The sequence below is a fragment of the Brucella sp. NBRC 12953 genome, from assembly GCF_040369775.1.
GTDB lineage: Bacteria > Pseudomonadota > Alphaproteobacteria > Rhizobiales > Rhizobiaceae > Brucella > Brucella pseudogrignonensis.
The window spans coordinates 548,066-565,697 of record NZ_BAABSV010000003.1; the positions used below are offsets into that span (position 1 = coordinate 548,066).

Below are 17,632 nucleotides of genomic sequence, written 5' to 3' on the forward strand. Positions count from 1 at the left end.
GACGAGGCCCTTGGGTGATCGCGAAAGCAGTCCAGAAATTATTGGGTAGCCGAGGCGGCATGGTGCGGGATTATTTCTCGCTGTTTTCGGGTTCCGCCGGACGGCTGGTGGTTTCGCTTCTTTATTTCATTGCACTTGCAAACACATTGCCGACAGGTGACTTCGGTATTTTTGCTACTGCATCCGGAACAGGTGTGGTGCTTTCGCGTCTGGTCTCGCTTGGGTTCAGCTCGCCGCTTTATCGCATCTCGACCGTCAAACCTTTGCTTCTGGGAACCTATACGGCGGGCTATCTGGTGGCGGTGCTGTTGTCGCTGCCGCTTTTCGCGCTCTGTTCCTGGATCGTCTATTTCATCTTCTTCAGCCGGGATATTTCATTCCTGCCCTTTGCTGTGGTGGTGGTTGCCGAAGCGTTGTTTTGGCGCTCGACGGAAATGATCATCATCGTCAATAATGGTCTGCGCCGCTTCGGCATCTCAGCGCTTCTGGTGATTTTTGGTACGACCACGCGTGCCATTGCTGCCGTGCTGTTCATGTTTCTGGCAGCTCACCATGATGTCGCCCATTGGGCATGGTGGTATCTGGCTGCAAATGCGGTGGCATTGCTTTTCGCGTTGCGCTTCTATCCGAAAGTGAAACTGCGTTTTGAGCCGCGCCTTTATTTGAGACGCGTTTCCGATTCCATCGCCGTGATGGGGGCGGAACTGCTGTTCTATATCCAGAGCGAACTCGACAAGCTTCTGGTTCTGAGCATTGGCGGGCCGACCACGGCGGGTATCTATGCGATCATTATGCGCCTTGTGGACCTGACGGCACTGCCGATCCGTTCGTTTAATATGATGCTGGTGCAAAAGCTCATGCGCAATCCGAATATGCTGGCGTCGCTGCGCATCAGGGCGGGGCTGGAATTTGCGGTTTTTGCCGTGTCTGTTGCAGGTCTCGGCGCAATGGTGATCTTCCTGCAGTTCTTCCCAACAGCACTTGGTGCAAGTGTGGCGCCGATTGTCGGTCTTCTGCCGCTGGTCCTGCTGGTGCCGGGCTTCCGCAATCTCATCGAGTATCAGACAGAAATTCTTTATGCGCGCGGTCAATCTGGCCTGCGCACTATAAGCATGGTGCTGATGACTGCGGCCAAGGCCTTGTTCGTCTGGCTGCTGCTGCTTTATCACGGCGACAACAACGACTGGATTGCCGGGCTTAACTTCGTCTTTGCCGGCATCTACATCCTCTCGCTGGTTTTCACCTATACCAGCATGAGATTGCCTGCAAAGCGGGTATAAAAAAGCCCGGAGTTTGGTGCTCCGGGCTTTATTCTTCTGAATCCACTAGAGCGCATCCCGAAAAGTGCGAAGCGGTTTTCGGAAAAAGATGCGCGTAGAAACAAATGGATAGAGCATTTCCAATAACTCAATCAAAACAGGAAATGCTCTAGCTCACGCGCCGATGATCCGGCGAATGTCATTCACTGAAAGGCTCAGGAATGACTGCATACCAATGGCAACCTGATGCGGTTCCATCTCGGCAATGAAGGTGCGGAACTCTTCTTCGCTCGGCGGTGGTGCAAACCACTGCATACGACAGAGATCGTGGGTATCGTGGAAATGGCCTGCGCCTTCCAGAACATCATCGACATAATGGCCGTAGATGAAGCATTCCGAGAAGCGGCGGACATTGCCGATTGCGGCAACCCAATGCTGACCAGTGTGCTTTTCGATCCGCTCGCACATGCCGACGACTGAATCTCTGCGCCAGGAAACAAGCTGGCCGATATAATCATTCAGTGCGCTTTTGCCGTTTTTGACGCCAAGCAGTTTTCCGGCATTTTCCGCCCAGACCGGATGCTCCGGCCATTCGGGATTGGCAAGTGCATTGGGCCGATAGAACAGGCGCAACTTATCGCCCTGCCAGAGTGTGCTGCAATCAAAGGGCTTCACGAAAGCAGTGTCTGAATCGGTATAGAGAAGACCGTCTTCTTCCACCTTGCTGGCCAGCGCAATGCGGCGCAACTGCTGCACATGCCAGCCGCGCAATGGCTTGGTTTTGAAAGAAAGCCAGACACGGCGGCGACCGAGATAGGTCGGATCGGGAAATGGGCGAATCCATGAAGGCAGCAAATCGCGCTCGTCGATGACGATGCGGTTTGCACTCTCGATCTGCCGAAAGAGGGCTACATCCTTGCTGTCGACAAGAATGTAATGCTTGGTGAAACCGGTGACATGTTTGTCCATGGTTTCGCACAAGAGCTTGCAGCGCTCAAAGTCCTGATCCCAGCTGGCGGTAACGATTGCTGTCTTCAAGGCTTACCCCCTGAGAGCTTTTCCTTGGCCACGCGCCAGAGGAAAACCGGGTTGCCAACGAGGTAGCGTTTCGCAAGACGGCGTGGTTCCTGCAGCAGACGATGCACCCACTCCATCTTGACTGTGCGGACCCAATGGGGCGCACGCTGCACGCGGCCCGTATGCAGGTCAAACAAGGCACCCACAGCGCTCGCAATGGTGCAATGTTCTGCCGTGATATGCTTGTCGATGAACATTTCCTGCCGGGGAACGCCCATGGCGACCAGCAGAATATCCGGGTGATACTCTTTAAGTTGAGCCAGAATACCGTCGATATCGGCAGGCTTGAAATAACCGTCCGAGATCACGCGGAAATCATGCTGTGGTATCTGTTTCTTGAACAGCTGCGCTGCATCTGCCGCAACGCCGGGACCGCCGCCCAGAAGCGCCACTTTCATCGGCCGCTTGATGTGCTGCATCAGGCCGGGAATGAAGTCCGTGCCGTTGAGATTGGCCGGGAATTTTTCACCGTAGGCGACCTTGCTTGCGATATCGACGCCAATACCATCCGGCAGGATCAGATAATCTTTAAGCGCTGCCATATAGGCCGGGTCTTCATGCGCAATATTGGCGTTGTTGGCATTCAGCCAACCCTGCTTCATGAATTCATGGTTTTCGATCTGCTTCTCAAAATAAGCGAATGAACTGTCCCAGTCGAAACAGACAACTTTGATGCCGAGAATATTTCGATATTCGAGTTTTTCGGATGAACTATTCGTCATATTCAGTCTGCTTTTCCTGTAACGTCCTGAAGTTTCTTTAAGCCTCGGGCGATAGCACTGTCCATGCCTGCGATTTGTGCCTGTTTGAAGGCTTTGCCATCAAGTCTTTGATCGTCACCTTCGTTGATCGCTTTTAGACGTTCAACGATGGCTGCGGCAAATTCTGCAGGCTTGTCGGCGATCGTGCAGTTCGCTGGAATATTGCCAATGCCGCGAACAGAATGCGCGGTTGCGACACTTGGTTTGCCCAACTCGAATGTCTCTATGGTTTTAAGCTGTACGCCTGTGCCAGCACGGCTGATAAGCGGTATCAGCTTGCCGCTTTCGACAAAGGCTGTGGCATCCGGCACTTTGCCGAGAAAATTCACGCCCGGCCATGCTGCAATCAGATCAGCCGGCGTGTTTCCGGCGATGGCGATTGAGACATCCTTTGGCAGAAGCGGCTTTACTTCGCGCAGGAACCATTCAAGGCCAATGCGGTTCGGATGCCATGTCCATGTGCCGATCAACGTAAGATCATATTTGGCTGCTTCTGGCTTTACGGTCTGGCCATTGCCCGGCATAACGAGGGGCAGGGTTGCAAACTTGTCGTTGTTGAGGCCCAGCGCCGGGCCGTCATCTTCCGCAAAAGTGAAGACAAAGCTCGCCTGTTTGCAAAGCCTGTTTTCCAGCTTTTTGAGAATGCGCGCCTCTCGGCCAAACAGGAATTTCTGAACCTTACCTTTGGCATCGGCCGCGTTTTCCTCTGCCGAGCGATACTCGACGTTGTGGGCAACGAAAAGCGATGGCTTGTCCTTAAAAATTCCTTCAAATGCGCCTGGTAGAGTAACGCCATTGAGCACGTAAGCATCGAATTCACCAAGTTCGGTGATCGCATTGTGCAATTCGATTGCCGGGATCACCCGTACCTTTGCCGAGGAAACTGTGAGGCCGGTCAGGAAAGATTTGAGCACCCATCCGATCTTGCGCTTGATGCCCGCACCTTCAGTGCGGACTTCGACTTCGCCGAGTACAATTGTGTCCTTGTCTTCCGCAGCCTTGTGGCCCGGCCATGTAAAGCCCAGAACGGTCACATGCGCGCCAGCACGGCGAAGCCCATCAATAACCGCGGCATTTGCGACTTCATAACCTGTTGAGGCGACTGCATGTGGAACAAGCGATGTCACGAAGACAAGACGAAACGGTTGCAATTCAACTCCTGACGGCTCTTAATGAATGTTTATTCAAGCTAGTGTCTACAGCCATGCGGTGAACTTTTCTTTAAGCGTTTATCAATAGTGGAAAGATAAACATAAAAACCTAAATCCTAGAAATAATCGGATGCTGTGATGCCAGATTTACCGGATCATATTGAAGTAATCGCTAAAACGCCTGGTCTTCCCTATGACGAGATCGACATCGTCGTTTCGCTCCCGACATTCAAGCGGCCAGAGCACCTGATACGCACACTCGACACGCTGAATGCGCAGACAACCAAGCGCAAATGGGCGGTTGTCGTGATCGAGAACGAAACCGAAAAGAAGGAAGGCGCAACCGTTGCCGCTCCGCTTTTCGAAACCGGCAAGTATCGTGGTATGCTGATCGGTGAATCCCACCGCGGCAACTGCAATGCCTATAATGCTGGCTGGTTGACTGCGACGAAGTTTTTCCCGAACTTCAAATATGTCATCGTCATCGATGACGATGAGTTGGCCGATCCGGATTGGATCGAAAACATGGTTGCAACCGCTGAGCGTTACGACGTTAGCCTCGTTGGCGGTCCACAGTATCCGATTTTTGAAAAGCCAAATTCGGAACAGTGGGCAAAGCACCCGGTCTTCCTGCCGCATTATACCAAGACCGGTCCGGTTCCGATCATCTACTCCTCGGGTAATCTGCTGATCGCACGCGCAGTTCTTGAGTCGCACAGCTATCCGTTTATGGATCTCAAGTTCAACTTCACAGGCGGCGGCGATTCTGACTTCCTGTCCCGCTCAATCGCCAAGGGCTTCAAAGTTGCCTGGTGTGCGGAAGGCATTGTGCGCGAAACTATTCCTGCACGCCGCCTGGAAAATGACTGGATCAGATCACGCGGTCTGCGCAACGGCGTTCTTTCGACGCTGATCGAACAGCGCAAGCGCAAGGATGAGCCTTTGGGTCAGGTGCGCGTGTTCCTGAAGAGCCTTGCTCTGCTGGCTTACTCGCCGATCAAGGCAGTCAGAAGAGGTGTTGCTGCTGGCTTTGCACCTGTCGGCACCTACTTCATCCATATCGGTCTGGGCCGAGTGATGGCCCATTTTGGATATCTGAATGAGCAGTATCGCAACCCGGACAAGAACTAGTTCAGGTTCGTCCGATCCTATGCGGGTGACGATGCGCCAGATTGCGCTCGTCACCGCGACGGTTATTTTCTGCATTCTGCTGATTTCATTCCGCCCGTTTTCCATGCCCGTCGCACCCGATGGGCCGCAAGCGGGCGACACCGTCAATCAGCTAGGCTTTGGTCTCGTTGGCGCAATAGCACTGGCTGCATTGGCCATGTTTGCTGATCCGCGCAAACTGATGCGGCTGGTCAGTCTTGGCTGGCTGCTCATGTTTGGCTTGTTGTTGGCATCTGCTTTCGTAAGTCCCGATCCGGGAACTGCCATTCGCGGGGTCATGCTGACACTGATCGGTGTTCTGGCAATTGTTGCAGTACTCGCTCTGCCACAAGATGCTGACGGTTATTCCGTGATGCTGCTCACAGTAGCCTCCATCGTCATTGTCATTTCCTATGCGGGTGTTGTGCTGTTACCCAATCTTGGCACACATGGCGTTGATGTAAGCGAGCCACAGAATTCGTTTCTCTGGCGTGGTGTTTTCACACACAAAAACATCGCCGGGCCAGTCATGGCGCTCTTCGCTTTTGGAGGCATCTATTTGTGGCGGCGCGGGTGGCGGGCCAGCGGTGCTGTCATTGCTTTGTTGGCGTTGTTCTTCGTGGCGCATACCGGCTCAAAAACCACGGTTGCTCTGGTTCCCTTCGCTATGCTTCTGGTCATTGGTCCGGGCGTGTTCGGTATCCGTGGACTGGCACCGCTCATGATCCTTGCCATTCAGGTGGTATTTGCGCTGTTTACCATCGGCACTGTTCTGTTCGAGCCGCTGCACCAGATCGTCCTGAAATTCTCCGTTGATCCAACCTTTACCGGACGCACATCAATCTGGGCTTTTGCCGTCGAGGCGCTGCACAGCCGCCCTTGGATCGGCTTTGGCTATGAAAGTTTCTGGGGAACTGATCGCGTCAAGGAAGCAGCCCATCCTTATTATCTCGATTGGGATGTGCGTGGCATCGTGCATGGCCATAATGGCTATCTCGACATCACGCTTTCCATGGGCCTTATCGGTCTGATCTGCGCAGTTTTCGTCATTATCATCATGCCGCTTGTGAACTACATGCGGTGCAGGCCGACACGCGAAAACCTGTTTCTGGCAGATTTCTTTCTGATGTTTGTGTTTTTCGGCACGCTCAACGCGATGCTGGAAAGCTTCTTCTTCCGGCGCATGGACCCGGTCTGGCTCATGCTCATCTTTGCGATTTTTGGCCTGCGCATGACGGCCAAAGTCACCATCCCAAAACGGTCTGTCTAGAGTTGTTCCTGTTGAAAGAGAATCGTAGGAACCGCTCTATCTTTTTGTTTTTACGCATTATCCTAAGCAAAACCGCTTCGCACTTTTGCTGGAAATGCTCTAATCGGAGTTATCCATGAATATTGCGATCATTGGCACGGGCTTCGTCGCCGATTACTACATGACCACGCTGCGCAATTATCCGCAATTGAAGCTGCTCGGTGCCTTTGATCGCTCGGCTGAACGGCTCAAGGTATTTGCAGCACATTATAAGGTGCGCGCCTATGAAAACTTTGAGGCAATTCTTGCCGATAAAGACGTGCAGATCGTTCTCAACCTGACGACGCCGGAAAGCCATTATGCCGTTTCACGCGCGGCTCTTGAGGCGGGCAAGCATGTCTATTCCGAAAAGCCGCTGGCGATGGATTTCAATGATGCCAAAGCGCTGGTTGAGTTTGCAGCGGCAAACAGACTGACACTGGCAGCCGCACCGGCTAATGGTCTGAGTGACGCGCAGAAACTGGTATCACAATCCATAAGCGAGATCGGCACGCCGCGTCTGGTCTATGCAGAAATGGAGGACGGCCCGGTTTTTCGCGATAAATGGGCGACATGGCGCTCGCAATCGGGCGCGCCTTGGCCGGGTCTGCATGAGTTTGAGATTGGTTGCACGCTGGAACATGCAGGTTATGCACTGTCATGGCTCGTGTCGCTTTTTGGCCCCGTTGAAAGTGTGACCGCTTTCTCCTCGATCACCTTCCAGAACAAGGGGCCGGGAACGGAGCATCTGCACATGGCACCGGATTTCTCCGTCGGCTGCCTGCGTTTCAAATCCGGTCTTGTTGCGCGTTTGACGTCCGGCCTTGCAATGCCGAAGGATCGCAGCCTGACAATCGTGGCCGACAAGGGTTCCATCACCGTCGATGATCTTTGGGATAATCGTTCTGCTGTGCGGCTTGAATCGACCACCAGAAAGCGTTCTATCCTGTCACGCGTCTTTGGTCGCGTGGAAGCAAAGCTTGGCAAGACTCTGCCATGGAAACCGGCTGTTGGCAGCAAGCTCGCCTATCCAAAAGGCGATGCGCTAAGCCTGCCGTCATTCCCATCGCAGATCGATTTCATGCGTGGCGTGGTTGATCAGGCGCGCGCCATTGAAACCGGTAAGACGGCCTTTTTCTCCGGTGCGGTGGCCCTGCACATCACCGAAGTAGCCCTCGCGCTCAATAATGCTGGCGAAAACGCTGCACCCTATAAGGTTCAGAGCAGCTTCTAATCAGGTTGCTTACTAAGCACAGTGCTGACGATGTTTGCCACCGCAGCACTGTGTTCAAGCGGCATGATCGGGCTTGAAATCTCGCCGCGTGTCACGGCATCGCGCACGGCTTGCGCCTGAAACTGCAATCCGTTTCCAGCAAAAGCATGGTGTTCAACCGTTCTACCCGGCAAAGGCAGGCGGTTCAGAACCTTGCCAATCAACCCACCCGGTCCTTTCGGACCAAGGGCTGAATTCAGCACATTAGCGGAAAAAATCGTCAGACGCTGTGCTTTCAGAAACGGTGCGTGAATGAGGATCGCGCCGTTTGTGCCTTCAATCAGCATCTGGTTTTGACCATCCCGATCAAAGCCGCATGAGAGCTCAGCTGTGGCATTTGCATATGTCAGCGTGATTTCCGTTCGCATATCGACGCCGCTTTTGGCCTTGGTCCAACGTCCGCTGACAGCGTCTGGCAGGCCGAGAAAACTCAGCGCAATCGAAACCGGATAGACGCCGAGATCGAAGGCAGCACCGCCGCCAAGTGCCGGATTGAAAAACCGGCTTTGCGGATCTTCCGCACGGAAATAGGAGAGGTCCGCTTCGATACGCTTTACCGTCCCGATGCGACCGCTTTTGATATGCTCACGGGTGGCATGAATCGCCGGAAGGAACCGGCTCCACATCGCTTCCATGGCAAAGACATTATGCGCCCTGCTTGCGGATGCAATCTGGTTGGCTCCATCTGCGTCGAGCGTAAGCGGCTTTTCCGTGAGACACGCTTTGCCTGCGGCGATTGCCTGCAATGTCTGCGGCACATGCATGGCATTGGGTGTGGCAATATAAACGGCATCGATATCAGCGCTGTTGAGGAATGCTGCGGCATCATCAAAGGCATTGTCCGCGCCGATGCGGGTTTTGAAGCTTGTCGCACTCTCCATCGAGCGCGAACAAACCGCCGTCACGCGCATGTCGCCGCTTGCCTGAATATCGGCTGCAAAGGCGCTGGCAATCGTGCCTGTACCCCAGATACCCCAGCGAAAATCCTTGCCGTCGCGCTGCTTACTCGTCATGGTTTTACCGCCAACCCCTTCGCGATACCCTTGTCATCCATCTGTTGTATATCGCATGATATGCGGGATTACGACCGGCTTTGCCTGCCGCGTCCTTCTTCATGCGATCAAGGTAAAAATATGGGTGGAATTGTTTTAGCCGTTGCGCGCGACGCCGAGCATCGTTTCTCGAAACAGCTGGTTTCAGAGATAAGCATTGTTGCAGGTCAGGGCGTTGAAGGTGACGCGCATAAGGGTGTTACCGTCAAACATCGTTCGCGCGTAAAGGCCGATCCGACTCAGCCGAATTTGCGTCAGGTCCATCTTATTCAGGCGGAGCTTTTCGATGAGCTCACCGAGAAGGGCTTTGACATTACGCCCGCGCAGCTGGGTGAAAACATTACCACGCGCGGGATCGACCTGCTCGCACTGCCCAAGTCGGCCATCCTCAAAATTGGGTCCGATGTTGTTCTCGAACTCACCGGACTGCGCAATCCATGTTCGCAGATTGAAAGCTTTGAAAAGGGGCTTCTTGGTGCTGTCCTCGATAAAACGGAAGACGGCGAATTGGTGCGCAAAGCAGGCGTCATGTCGATCGTTATTGCGGGCGGAAATGTGCAGGCTGGTGATAATATCGAGATTGAACTGCCACCGCTGCCACATGTGAAACTGGAGCGTGTTTGAGCATTTAAATCGGTTAGTATTTTAGAAAAAGGCCTATCAAATTTGCGTCATATGCCCTAGATCATCCAACAATAGGATACAGACTGTACGCGCTGGCGCTAAATACTGCGACAGCAGCAGCTAAGACAGTCCAGTCTGTCGGCTCTCTATTTCTGTATGACAAGCCAGTTGGCTGTGTTTCAAAAGGGCAAAAAATGGAAAAAGCAGATATCGGAATGGTCGGCCTCGGCGTGATGGGTTCGAACCTTGCGCTGAACATCGCCGAGAAGGGCTACACGGTAGCCGTCTATGACCGCGACGAGCCCGTCCTGCAAGCATTCATCGAAAAAGCTGGCGCGCTGCGTGACAAGATCATCCCTTGCGCCACTTTTGAAGAACTGGCTGACAATATCCGCAAGCCACGTCCAATCATCTTCCTGATCAAGGCTGGCGCACCAGTTGATGCTGAAACCACCCGCCTCAAGGCTTATCTTGAGCAGGGCGACATCATGATCGATGCCGGCAACTCCGACTATCGCGACACGATGCGTCGTTTGAAGGCACTTGGCCCGAACGATCCAACCTTTGTCGGCATGGGTGTATCGGGTGGCGCAGAAGGCGCCCGCAACGGACCATCGATGATGGTTGGCGGCACGCAGGAAGCCTATGATCGCATCGCGCCAATCCTTTTGGCTGCGGCTGCAAAATATAAAGGCGAGCCTTGCTGTGCGCTGGTTGGCCCGGATGGCGCAGGCCATTTCGTGAAGACCGTTCACAACGGTATCGAATATGCCGACATGCAGATGATTGCCGAAATCTACGGCATTCTGCGCGATGGTCTCGGCCTTTCGGCGCCTGCAATCGGTGATGTGTTCGAGAAGTGGAATGCGGGTCCGCTCAATTCCTACCTCATTGAAATCACAGCAAAAGTTCTGAAGGCAACTGATCCTGAAACCGGCAAGGCGATGGTCGATATGATCCTCGATCAAGCTGGACAGAAGGGGACCGGCCGTTGGTCGGCGATTGAAGCACAGATGCTCGGCGTTCCTGCAACCGGCATTGAAGCAGCCGTTGACGCACGCTCGATTTCGTCGCTGAAAGCTGAACGTGAGGCCGCTGAAAAGGCTTATAAGCCTGCACCACGCACGCTTGATATTGCTGATCAGGCGCAGTTCCTTGCTGACCTTGAGCAGGGTCTGCTGGCTGGCAAGATCGTTGCCTATGCACAGGGCTTTGCAGTTCTGGCGGCCGCATCCAAGGAGCACGGCTGGAACATCCCGCTTGCAACCACCGCCCGCATCTGGCGCGAAGGCTGCATCATCCGTTCGCTGTTCCTCGACGATATTGCGCAGGCTTTTGAAGGCCAGGAAATCGAGAACCTTCTGCTGGTTCCTGCCTTTGTTGAACGCATGGGCAAGGCATCGAAGGGGCTTCGCAAGATCGTTGCACAGGCAGCACTTGCAGGTCTGCCGCTTCCCGCACTTGGTTCGGCATTGAGCTACTTCGACAGCTTTACGCAGTCGCAGGGTACGGCCAATGTCATTCAGGGTCAGCGCGACTTCTTTGGCTCGCACGGCTTCAAGCGCATTGACAAGGATGGTGACTTCCACGGTCCATGGGGCAACTAAGAGCTTAAACTTATGGCCCTGAGTGAGGATAATCACAAAAGGGCCATAATCTTGACAGCGCCGGAACACAAGTTTCACAAAAAAGCCGCCCGTTTGGGCGGCTTTTTTGTCATGTCATGTAGCTTAATCGGCTAAGACGAGCAGATCATGCGATGCAAAATGCACCGTCACTTTGTCGCCACGCTGTGGTGGTGGCTGGGTGGGGTCATTGAATGTGTCGAATGACAACTGGTTCTTGCCAAGTGCCACACGCGTACGAATAACCGAACCGAGGAAGTGCACATCTTCGATGGTCGCATCGAGCGAAGTGTCGTGGCTCTTGCGCGCTTCCATGCTGACCGCTTCCGGACGCAGTGCGAGTGTGATCGCCTTGCCCTTCTGGTGATGGCTGAGCTCTTCATTCACCTTGATCATGCGCCCGTCGAGGTCGATGCTGTTCTGGCCCGGCTCGGCAACCGATGCTTCCAGCATGTTGAGCGTGCCAACGAAGGAAGCAACGAAGCGCGATGCAGGACGGTTATAGATGTCGAACGGTGTTCCGATCTGATCAGCCCGGCCTTCATGCATGACGACGATACGATCAGAGATCGACAATGCTTCTTCCTGATCGTGCGTTACGAAAACCGTGGTGATGCCGAGCTTCTGCTGGATCGCACGAATTTCCTGACGCAGCGAGATACGGATCTTCGCATCAAGTGCTGAAAGCGGTTCATCAAGCAGAAGCACCTGCGGCTTGGTTGCAAGCGCACGGGCCAAGGCCACACGCTGCTGCTGGCCACCGGACATCTGATAAGGATAGCGATCCGCAAGATGCTCAAGCTTGATGAGACTGAGCATTTCCTTGACCGTCGCGTCGATTTCGGCCTTCGACTTGCCCGAAACCCGCAGACCGAATGCCACGTTCTGGGCGACGGTCATGTTTGGAAACAGCGCATAGGCCTGAAAGACCATGCCGATATTGCGCTGGTTTGGCTTGAGATCGACAACATCTTTGCCATCAATTTCAATTGCGCCCTGATCGGCACTTTCAAAGCCCGCGATCATGCGCAGAACCGTGGTCTTGCCGCAGCCCGATGGGCCGAGGAAGGAAACGAATTCGCCCTTTTCGACAGCGAGGTTGAAATCGTGGACGACGGTAGTGGCGCCGAAGCTCTTTTTCAGGTGCTTGAGATTAAGAAAAGCCATGAATGTTACCCGGCGGTTGTCTTGAATTTGTTGAGGCGCGAAACGAGCTGCAACATGATGATGCTGAGCCACGTAATACCGAAGGAAATAATCGCCAGCGCGGAAGGTTCATAAGCGCGGTTTGCGCCGACGAGCTGGAGATAAGGACCAAAGGCAGGACGGTTGAGCAAGGATGCCAGCGTGAATTCACCAATGACGATAGCAAAGGTGATGAAAGCACCACTCATGACGCCTGACATCACATTGGGGAAAATCACTTTGAACATGATCCGGCCCCAGCCAGCGCCAAGGCTCTGGGCGGCTTCGGTCAGCGTGCGAACATCAATCGTGCGCATAGCCGTATCGACTGCGCGATACATGTATGGCAGCGATAAAGTCATATAGCCGAACATCAACAACAGATCGGTTGCACGCGTGGACGAGGTGAATGGCAGCCACGACGACGAGTTATAAATGCGCAGATAACCGAACACGATGACGATTGCCGGAATGACTAGCGGCATCAGCGTGATGAACTCGATTAGCGGACGCAGATGCGGCAGACGAAGGCGAACCCAATAGGCGGTCGGCACAACAAGCAGCACACCGAAGATGATCGTCAGGATGCCAAGCAAGATCGAATAGCCGAACGTTGCCTGGAAATTCGGATCGCTGAAAACCACGCGATAGGCGTCGAAGGAATATTCGCCACGACGCATACGCAGCGAAAATTCAAAGGTGCCGATCAGCGGAACGAGGAAGTAGATTGCGCCGATGAAAAAGGCGATCCATGCACCAATCTTCTGGAAGTTGAAGCCCTTTTTCATCGCTGCCACCTTTCGGCACGCATACGCAGCCAGATGTAAAGGAGGTTGGAAAGGCCAGTGATGACGATCATGCCGAGTGCCAGCGCGTAGCCCAGATTCTGGTTATGCAGAACGTCGCCTCTGATCTGCGCATAGAGCAGGATCGGAACGATGTTGAGCGACGAGCCGGTCAGCGCATAGGCGGTTGCAATGGCGCCAAAGGCGTTTGCGAACAGAAGCAGCGTTGTGCCGAGCAGGCTTGGCCAGAGAATCGGAAACGCAACCATGCGCCAATATTGAAGATTGGTCGCGCCCAGGATCGAAGAGGCTTCACGCCATTCTTTCTTCAGGCCGTCCAGAGCAGGCGTCAGAATGAGCACCATCAGCGGAATCTGGAAGAACAGATAGGTGATGGTCAGACCGAAAAAGCTCAGAAGGTTGAAGCCGGTCGAGTACAGATTGAAACCGAACCACTCACGCAACAGGATTGTTACGAAGCCGGTACGGCCAAGAGTCGCGAGAAACGCGAAGGCCAGCGGAACGCCAGCGAAATTCGATGCAACGCCCGAGAAGGTCAGAACTGTTGGGCGCAGCCAGCGTGGCAGATTGCCAAGCACCACAGCCCAGGCCAGAAAGAAGCCGATCAATGCGCCACCGAGCGCCGATGCGAGGCTTACTTTAATCGAAATCCAGTAGGCACTCATAATCTGAGGCTGGAAGAGATCCTGAACATTCTGAAGCGTGAAATTGCCATCGGGGTCCTGAAACGCACCGATGATGAGATACATTGTCGGCCAAAGCAGGAACAGAATGGCAAACAAGAAGAAAGGCGCGACGCCAATCCACGATAGCGGCAACTGACGCTTTCGCACCCCGCTGACCGGTGCGGTTGTTTCGGCTGATGAACTCATGCGTTCTTTCTTTAAGGCATAATCCCGAAGAGCGGTTCGCTTTTTCGGATTTGATTATGCGTGAAGTAAAGAGACAATGATCTCTTTCGGTCCAGATTCAATACAGTGTTTGCCGGGTCTAAAAGTTCAGGAAGCAATGCGACGACCATTTCTGGTCGTCGCATGCCATAACAGGGTGAGTTAAAGCGACTTTTGTGCGTCCAAGAGGGCGTACAGCGCTCTAAATCCGCTTACTGAACGTTTGCGCCAACAACGCTGTCCCAGTTCTTGGTGATTTCTGCCTGAGCGGCTTCAATCTGTTCAAGAGTTGGGAAGATAGCCTTTTCATAGGCTTCTGCTGGTGGCAGCTTGTCGAGCAGTTCCTGTGGGATCTTGCCAGCCTTCGCCATCGCATTGAAGCGGATCGGGTGGCAGTAGCCCTTCAGATAGCCAAGCTGGCCTTCGTCAGAATACAGGTGTTCCATCCACAGCTTTGCAGCGTTTGGATGCGGTGCGTAAGCGCTGATCGCCTGAACGTAAACGCCAGCAACAACACCCGACTTTGGAATTACGGTTTCGATTTCCGGGTTGCCCTTCAGGGTGTCACGGTCTGCGAGAGCGTTGTAATCCCAACGGATGACGATTGGGGTCGAACCCTGTGCCAGCGAAGCGGCCTTGCCGATGACTGGAACGAAGTTACCGTTGGCGTTGAGTTCCTTGTAGAATTCAAGGCCCTTCTTGCCAGCTTCGGCACCTGGTTCTGCACCGCGTGCGATGCCTGCAGCGTGAACGCCGAGGATTGCCTGTGCGGAAACGCGTGGATCACCAGCCAGAGCAACCGAATTTGCGTAATCGCTCTTGAGCAGGTCTTCCCAATCCTGTGGGACGTCCTTAACGATGTCCTTGTTCACTTCGAAACCAAGAACGCCGTAATAATCGCCGTACCAGTAACCTTCAGGGTCCTTGGCGCTGTCTGGAATTTCGTCCCAGGTTGCAACCTTGTAAGGCTGGATCAGGCCGTCTTTCTTGGCGGTGGTGCCGAAAGCAAAGCCAACGTCGATAACGTCAGGAGCCTGTGGGCCCTTGTTGTCCTTGTTTGCCTTGATGGCTTCAATTTCGTCGCCCGAACCAGCATCAGGGTTCAGTTCGTTGACCTTAAGGCCGTACTTGTCTTTGAAGCTCTGGATGATTTCGCCGTAGCCGCACCAGTCGTGTGGCAGCGCGATGGTGGTCAGCTGGCCTTCAGCCTTGGCTGCAGCGATGAGTTCAGCTGATGGTTCAGCAGCAGCAATAGAAACCCCGCCAACAGCGATTGCAGTCGAAAGCGACAGCAGACGCGCAGTAAATGCAAGCATTGTTTGACTCCCCTGTTAAAGTCGGGCGAACGCTCCCGGTCGATTCCAGTGTTCGCGCACTCCCGATAGCCGTCCTAGATGACGGTTGGATGACAGTTTGCTTAATGTCACAAAATGTCAACGACAGAAAGTGAAACACGTTTTCAGGGACTTAGCAATTGATCCATAAGGTTGAACTGCATTTTTATGACAATAAATATGACAAAGGTTTCGTCACTGTCACAATTTAAAAAGACGCTTTTCCCAAAACGACAGGAGTTTGCCTGCGCGCGGCAAATGGCGCGGAGAGCTAATTCAAACGAAAATTTATGAAATACTGGCGAAGCAGATTCGGTTTCGTATGAAATCGAATCTGGGTGCTTTATACCAAAGCTCCATGAGTATGACTCACGGAGCTTTGGTTAAGCCCGAGTGGCGATTGAACTTTTCAAGGCGTGGATAGCGTCAGCATCTTCGCGCCTTGGTATTAGTGACCGCCGCCACCGCCTCCGGCGGCTTGCTTTGGCTTGCGTAACATCACGGCACAAGCTGCGAGCGTGCAGAACATCATCGTGAGAATGAAGAATACGTCGATGAAGGACATGAGTGTTGCCTGCTGGCGCACCATGCCCGACATTTTGGAGATGGCGATGGTCGCACCATCCAGACCGGCCGCATTATACTTCGCAGTCAGGTTCGCCAGCATCTGTTCGGCTTCCGAATTGCCCCAGCGCACATGCTCGGCCAGACGCTCATAATGCATATCGCTGCGACGCGTGAGAATGGTGTTGATCACAGCCAGACCGACAGCACCACCGAGATTTCGGGTCAGGTTGAAGAGACCGGAAGCGTTTTTCAGCAGCGCAGGTGGCAAGGTTCCAAGCGCCAGATTGTTGATCGGCACCATGCAAAGCATCAGCGAACAGCCGCGCAGGATCTGCGGCAGCAGAAGTTCATAGAAATCCCAGTCCGCAGTCAGACCTGTGACCATCCATGTACCGGCAGCAAAGCCAAGGAAGCCGATCATCATCATCAGGCGCGGGTCCATGCGCGTGGACAGGAAGCCTGCGAGCGGTGCAGTGAAGAACATGGCAAGGCCGCTGACAAACAGCGCTTCGCCGATCATCAGGGCGTCGTAGCCGCGTATGCTACTGAGAAACAGCGGATAAAGATAAGTGAGGCCGTAAAGGCCGACACCCATCACGAACGAGAACAGTGAGCCAAAGGCGAAGTTGACATTCTTGAAGGCACGTAAGTCCACAATGGGTTCTTCGGCTGTGAACGCTCTGAAGAAGAAGAGAATGCCGCCTATAACCATTACGCCGCTCAGAATGAAGATTGCTTCATCCTGCAGCCAGTCGTTGCGCGGGCCTTCTTCGAGCACATATTCCATCGAGCCTAAGAAGGCTGCCATACCAGCGAGGCCCCACCAGTCGAATTTGCTCAGAAGCGAGCTGTCGCCTTCGTCGAAGTCGATGAGGTTCCATGCAGCGATTGTGACGAGGATGCCGGGGCCGACATTGACCAGGAACAGCCAGTGCCAGGAAAACGCGTGGCTGAGATAGCCGCCGACGGTCGGGCCGATGGTTGGTGCAAGCGTCGCGACAAGACCGATCATCGGTGAAACGATGGAGCGCTTGGATGGCGGGAAGATCGTGAATGCGGCCGCAAACACGCTCGGGATCATGCCACCGCCGATGAAGCCCTGAATGGCGCGATAGACGATCATCTGATCGATATTGGTGGCAGTCGCGCAGAGCATGGAGGCAAGCGTGAAGCCAGCGGCGGAAACGGTAAACAGCACGCGGGTGGAGACAAGACGTCCGAGGAAGCCTGAAAGCGGAATCATGATGACTTCCGCAATCAGATAGGATGTCTGCACCCAGGAGATTTCGTCGGAGCTGGCGCTGAGGCCTGCCTGAATTTCAGACAGCGATGCAGACACAATCTGGATGTCCAGAATGGCCATGAACATGCCGAACACCATCGCAAGAAAGGCAATCGCCTTCTTGGGATCGATGCGATCTTCTGCGGGAGCCATCGGCCCCATCGTGGTGTTTGCAGCCATGAAGGCGCACTCCGAATAGGAAGAGGAAAGGGGCGCGAAAGCTGTTCGCCGCGCCACCACATATTCTAATGAGCCGTTTTCACGCGCATACCGAAAGCTGTTTCACAATTTTCGGTATGCGCCCTCAAA

At 54.0% G+C, this 17,632-nt stretch carries 15 protein-coding genes; 6 read left to right on the forward strand and 9 right to left on the reverse strand.

The annotated features are described in order from the left end of the window. Positions 1-14 precede the first annotated feature (14 nt). The gene (locus ABWV94_RS09945; protein WP_007877105.1) at positions 15-1,280 is read left to right on the forward strand and encodes a lipopolysaccharide biosynthesis protein; all 1,266 of its coding nucleotides are present in this window, start codon (positions 15-17) and stop codon (positions 1,278-1,280) included. A gap of 153 nt (positions 1,281-1,433) precedes the next feature. Here the strand turns inward: ABWV94_RS09945 and ABWV94_RS09950 are convergent, their stop codons facing one another. The 3 genes from ABWV94_RS09950 to ABWV94_RS09960 are packed head-to-tail and all read right to left on the reverse strand — an operon-like array spanning position 1,434 to position 4,248. Then, positions 1,434-2,297, reverse strand: coding sequence for a DUF6492 family protein (locus ABWV94_RS09950; RefSeq protein ID WP_079213180.1), 864 nt, complete (start codon positions 2,295-2,297; stop codon positions 1,434-1,436). Further along, entirely contained in the window at positions 2,294-3,058 is a 765-nt protein-coding gene (locus ABWV94_RS09955; protein WP_353413471.1) for a WecB/TagA/CpsF family glycosyltransferase, read from the reverse strand. The genes ABWV94_RS09950 and ABWV94_RS09955 overlap by 4 nt, the downstream gene beginning before the upstream one ends. A gap of 2 nt (positions 3,059-3,060) precedes the next feature. Next, positions 3,061-4,248, reverse strand: a complete 1,188-nt coding sequence (locus tag ABWV94_RS09960; protein ID WP_353413473.1) for a glycosyltransferase — start codon at positions 4,246-4,248, stop codon at positions 3,061-3,063. Between the two features lie 138 nt (positions 4,249-4,386). Here ABWV94_RS09960 and ABWV94_RS09965 point away from each other — a divergent pair, with 138 nt between their 5' ends. From ABWV94_RS09965 to ABWV94_RS09975, 3 genes are all read left to right on the forward strand, one after another. After that, positions 4,387-5,379, forward strand: a complete 993-nt coding sequence (locus tag ABWV94_RS09965) for a glycosyltransferase family 2 protein (RefSeq protein WP_353413475.1) — start codon at positions 4,387-4,389, stop codon at positions 5,377-5,379. Next, positions 5,348-6,667: an O-antigen ligase family protein gene (locus ABWV94_RS09970; RefSeq protein ID WP_353413477.1), complete on the forward strand. Its 1,320-nt coding sequence runs from the start codon at positions 5,348-5,350 to the stop codon at positions 6,665-6,667. The genes ABWV94_RS09965 and ABWV94_RS09970 overlap by 32 nt, the downstream gene beginning before the upstream one ends. A 115-nt stretch (positions 6,668-6,782) precedes the next feature. Next, positions 6,783-7,919 carry a Gfo/Idh/MocA family protein gene (locus ABWV94_RS09975; protein WP_353413479.1) on the forward strand — a complete coding sequence of 379 codons (1,137 nt, stop codon included), beginning with the start codon at positions 6,783-6,785 and terminating at the stop codon, positions 7,917-7,919. Here the strand turns inward: ABWV94_RS09975 and ABWV94_RS09980 are convergent. Beyond that, positions 7,916-8,971 (reverse strand): Gfo/Idh/MocA family protein, encoded by a 1,056-nt coding sequence (locus tag ABWV94_RS09980; protein WP_353413481.1) that lies wholly within the window; start codon positions 8,969-8,971, stop codon positions 7,916-7,918. The genes ABWV94_RS09975 and ABWV94_RS09980 overlap by 4 nt on opposite strands. Before the next feature lie 120 nt (positions 8,972-9,091). Between ABWV94_RS09980 and ABWV94_RS09985 the strand changes: the two genes are divergently transcribed. Next, entirely contained in the window at positions 9,092-9,634 is a 543-nt protein-coding gene (locus ABWV94_RS09985) for an MOSC domain-containing protein (protein ID WP_064321419.1), read from the forward strand. 194 nt (positions 9,635-9,828) lie between these two features. Then, on the forward strand, positions 9,829-11,241 hold the full coding sequence (gene gnd / locus ABWV94_RS09990) for an NADP-dependent phosphogluconate dehydrogenase (protein ID WP_007877092.1): 1,413 nt from the start codon (positions 9,829-9,831) through the stop codon (positions 11,239-11,241). Positions 11,242-11,364: 123 nt separating this feature from the next. On the opposite strand, the gene ABWV94_RS09995 is transcribed toward gnd, so the two are convergent. From ABWV94_RS09995 to ABWV94_RS10015, 5 genes are all read right to left on the reverse strand, one after another. Beyond that, positions 11,365-12,426 (reverse strand): ABC transporter ATP-binding protein, encoded by a 1,062-nt coding sequence (locus ABWV94_RS09995; RefSeq protein WP_064321421.1) that lies wholly within the window; start codon positions 12,424-12,426, stop codon positions 11,365-11,367. A gap of 5 nt (positions 12,427-12,431) precedes the next feature. Next, a complete protein-coding gene (locus ABWV94_RS10000) occupies positions 12,432-13,232 on the reverse strand; it encodes an ABC transporter permease (RefSeq protein WP_353413484.1) in 801 nt (266 codons plus the stop codon). Continuing rightward, the gene (locus tag ABWV94_RS10005; RefSeq protein WP_064321423.1) at positions 13,229-14,122 is read right to left on the reverse strand and encodes an ABC transporter permease; all 894 of its coding nucleotides are present in this window, start codon (positions 14,120-14,122) and stop codon (positions 13,229-13,231) included. Before ABWV94_RS10005 ends, ABWV94_RS10000 begins: the two co-directional genes overlap by 4 nt. Positions 14,123-14,352: 230 nt before the next feature. Then, positions 14,353-15,456: an ABC transporter substrate-binding protein gene (locus ABWV94_RS10010; protein WP_007877085.1), complete on the reverse strand. Its 1,104-nt coding sequence runs from the start codon at positions 15,454-15,456 to the stop codon at positions 14,353-14,355. A gap of 466 nt (positions 15,457-15,922) precedes the next feature. Further along, positions 15,923-17,503 (reverse strand): DHA2 family efflux MFS transporter permease subunit, encoded by a 1,581-nt coding sequence (locus tag ABWV94_RS10015; protein WP_064321424.1) that lies wholly within the window; start codon positions 17,501-17,503, stop codon positions 15,923-15,925. Between the last annotated feature and the right edge of the window lie 129 nt (positions 17,504-17,632).

Bases quoted from the DNA above. Each gene is read 5' to 3' on its own strand.
- ABWV94_RS09955 (WP_353413471.1), bottom strand. From the start codon at position 3,058: ATGACGAATAGTTCATCCGAAAAACTCGAATATCGAAATATTCTCGGC.
- ABWV94_RS09965 (WP_353413475.1), top strand. From the start codon at position 4,387: ATGCCAGATTTACCGGATCATATTGAAGTAATCGCTAAAACGCCTGGT.
- ABWV94_RS09970 (WP_353413477.1), top strand. From the start codon at position 5,348: ATGAGCAGTATCGCAACCCGGACAAGAACTAGTTCAGGTTCGTCCGAT.
- ABWV94_RS09975 (WP_353413479.1), top strand. From the start codon at position 6,783: ATGAATATTGCGATCATTGGCACGGGCTTCGTCGCCGATTACTACATG.
- ABWV94_RS09980 (WP_353413481.1), bottom strand. From the start codon at position 8,971: ATGACGAGTAAGCAGCGCGACGGCAAGGATTTTCGCTGGGGTATCTGG.
- ABWV94_RS09985 (WP_064321419.1), top strand. From the start codon at position 9,092: ATGGGTGGAATTGTTTTAGCCGTTGCGCGCGACGCCGAGCATCGTTTC.
- gnd (WP_007877092.1), top strand. From the start codon at position 9,829: ATGGAAAAAGCAGATATCGGAATGGTCGGCCTCGGCGTGATGGGTTCG.
- ABWV94_RS09995 (WP_064321421.1), bottom strand. From the start codon at position 12,426: ATGGCTTTTCTTAATCTCAAGCACCTGAAAAAGAGCTTCGGCGCCACT.
- ABWV94_RS10000 (WP_353413484.1), bottom strand. From the start codon at position 13,232: ATGAAAAAGGGCTTCAACTTCCAGAAGATTGGTGCATGGATCGCCTTT.
- ABWV94_RS10005 (WP_064321423.1), bottom strand. From the start codon at position 14,122: ATGAGTTCATCAGCCGAAACAACCGCACCGGTCAGCGGGGTGCGAAAG.
- ABWV94_RS10010 (WP_007877085.1), bottom strand. From the start codon at position 15,456: ATGCTTGCATTTACTGCGCGTCTGCTGTCGCTTTCGACTGCAATCGCT.
- ABWV94_RS10015 (WP_064321424.1), bottom strand. From the start codon at position 17,503: ATGGCTGCAAACACCACGATGGGGCCGATGGCTCCCGCAGAAGATCGC.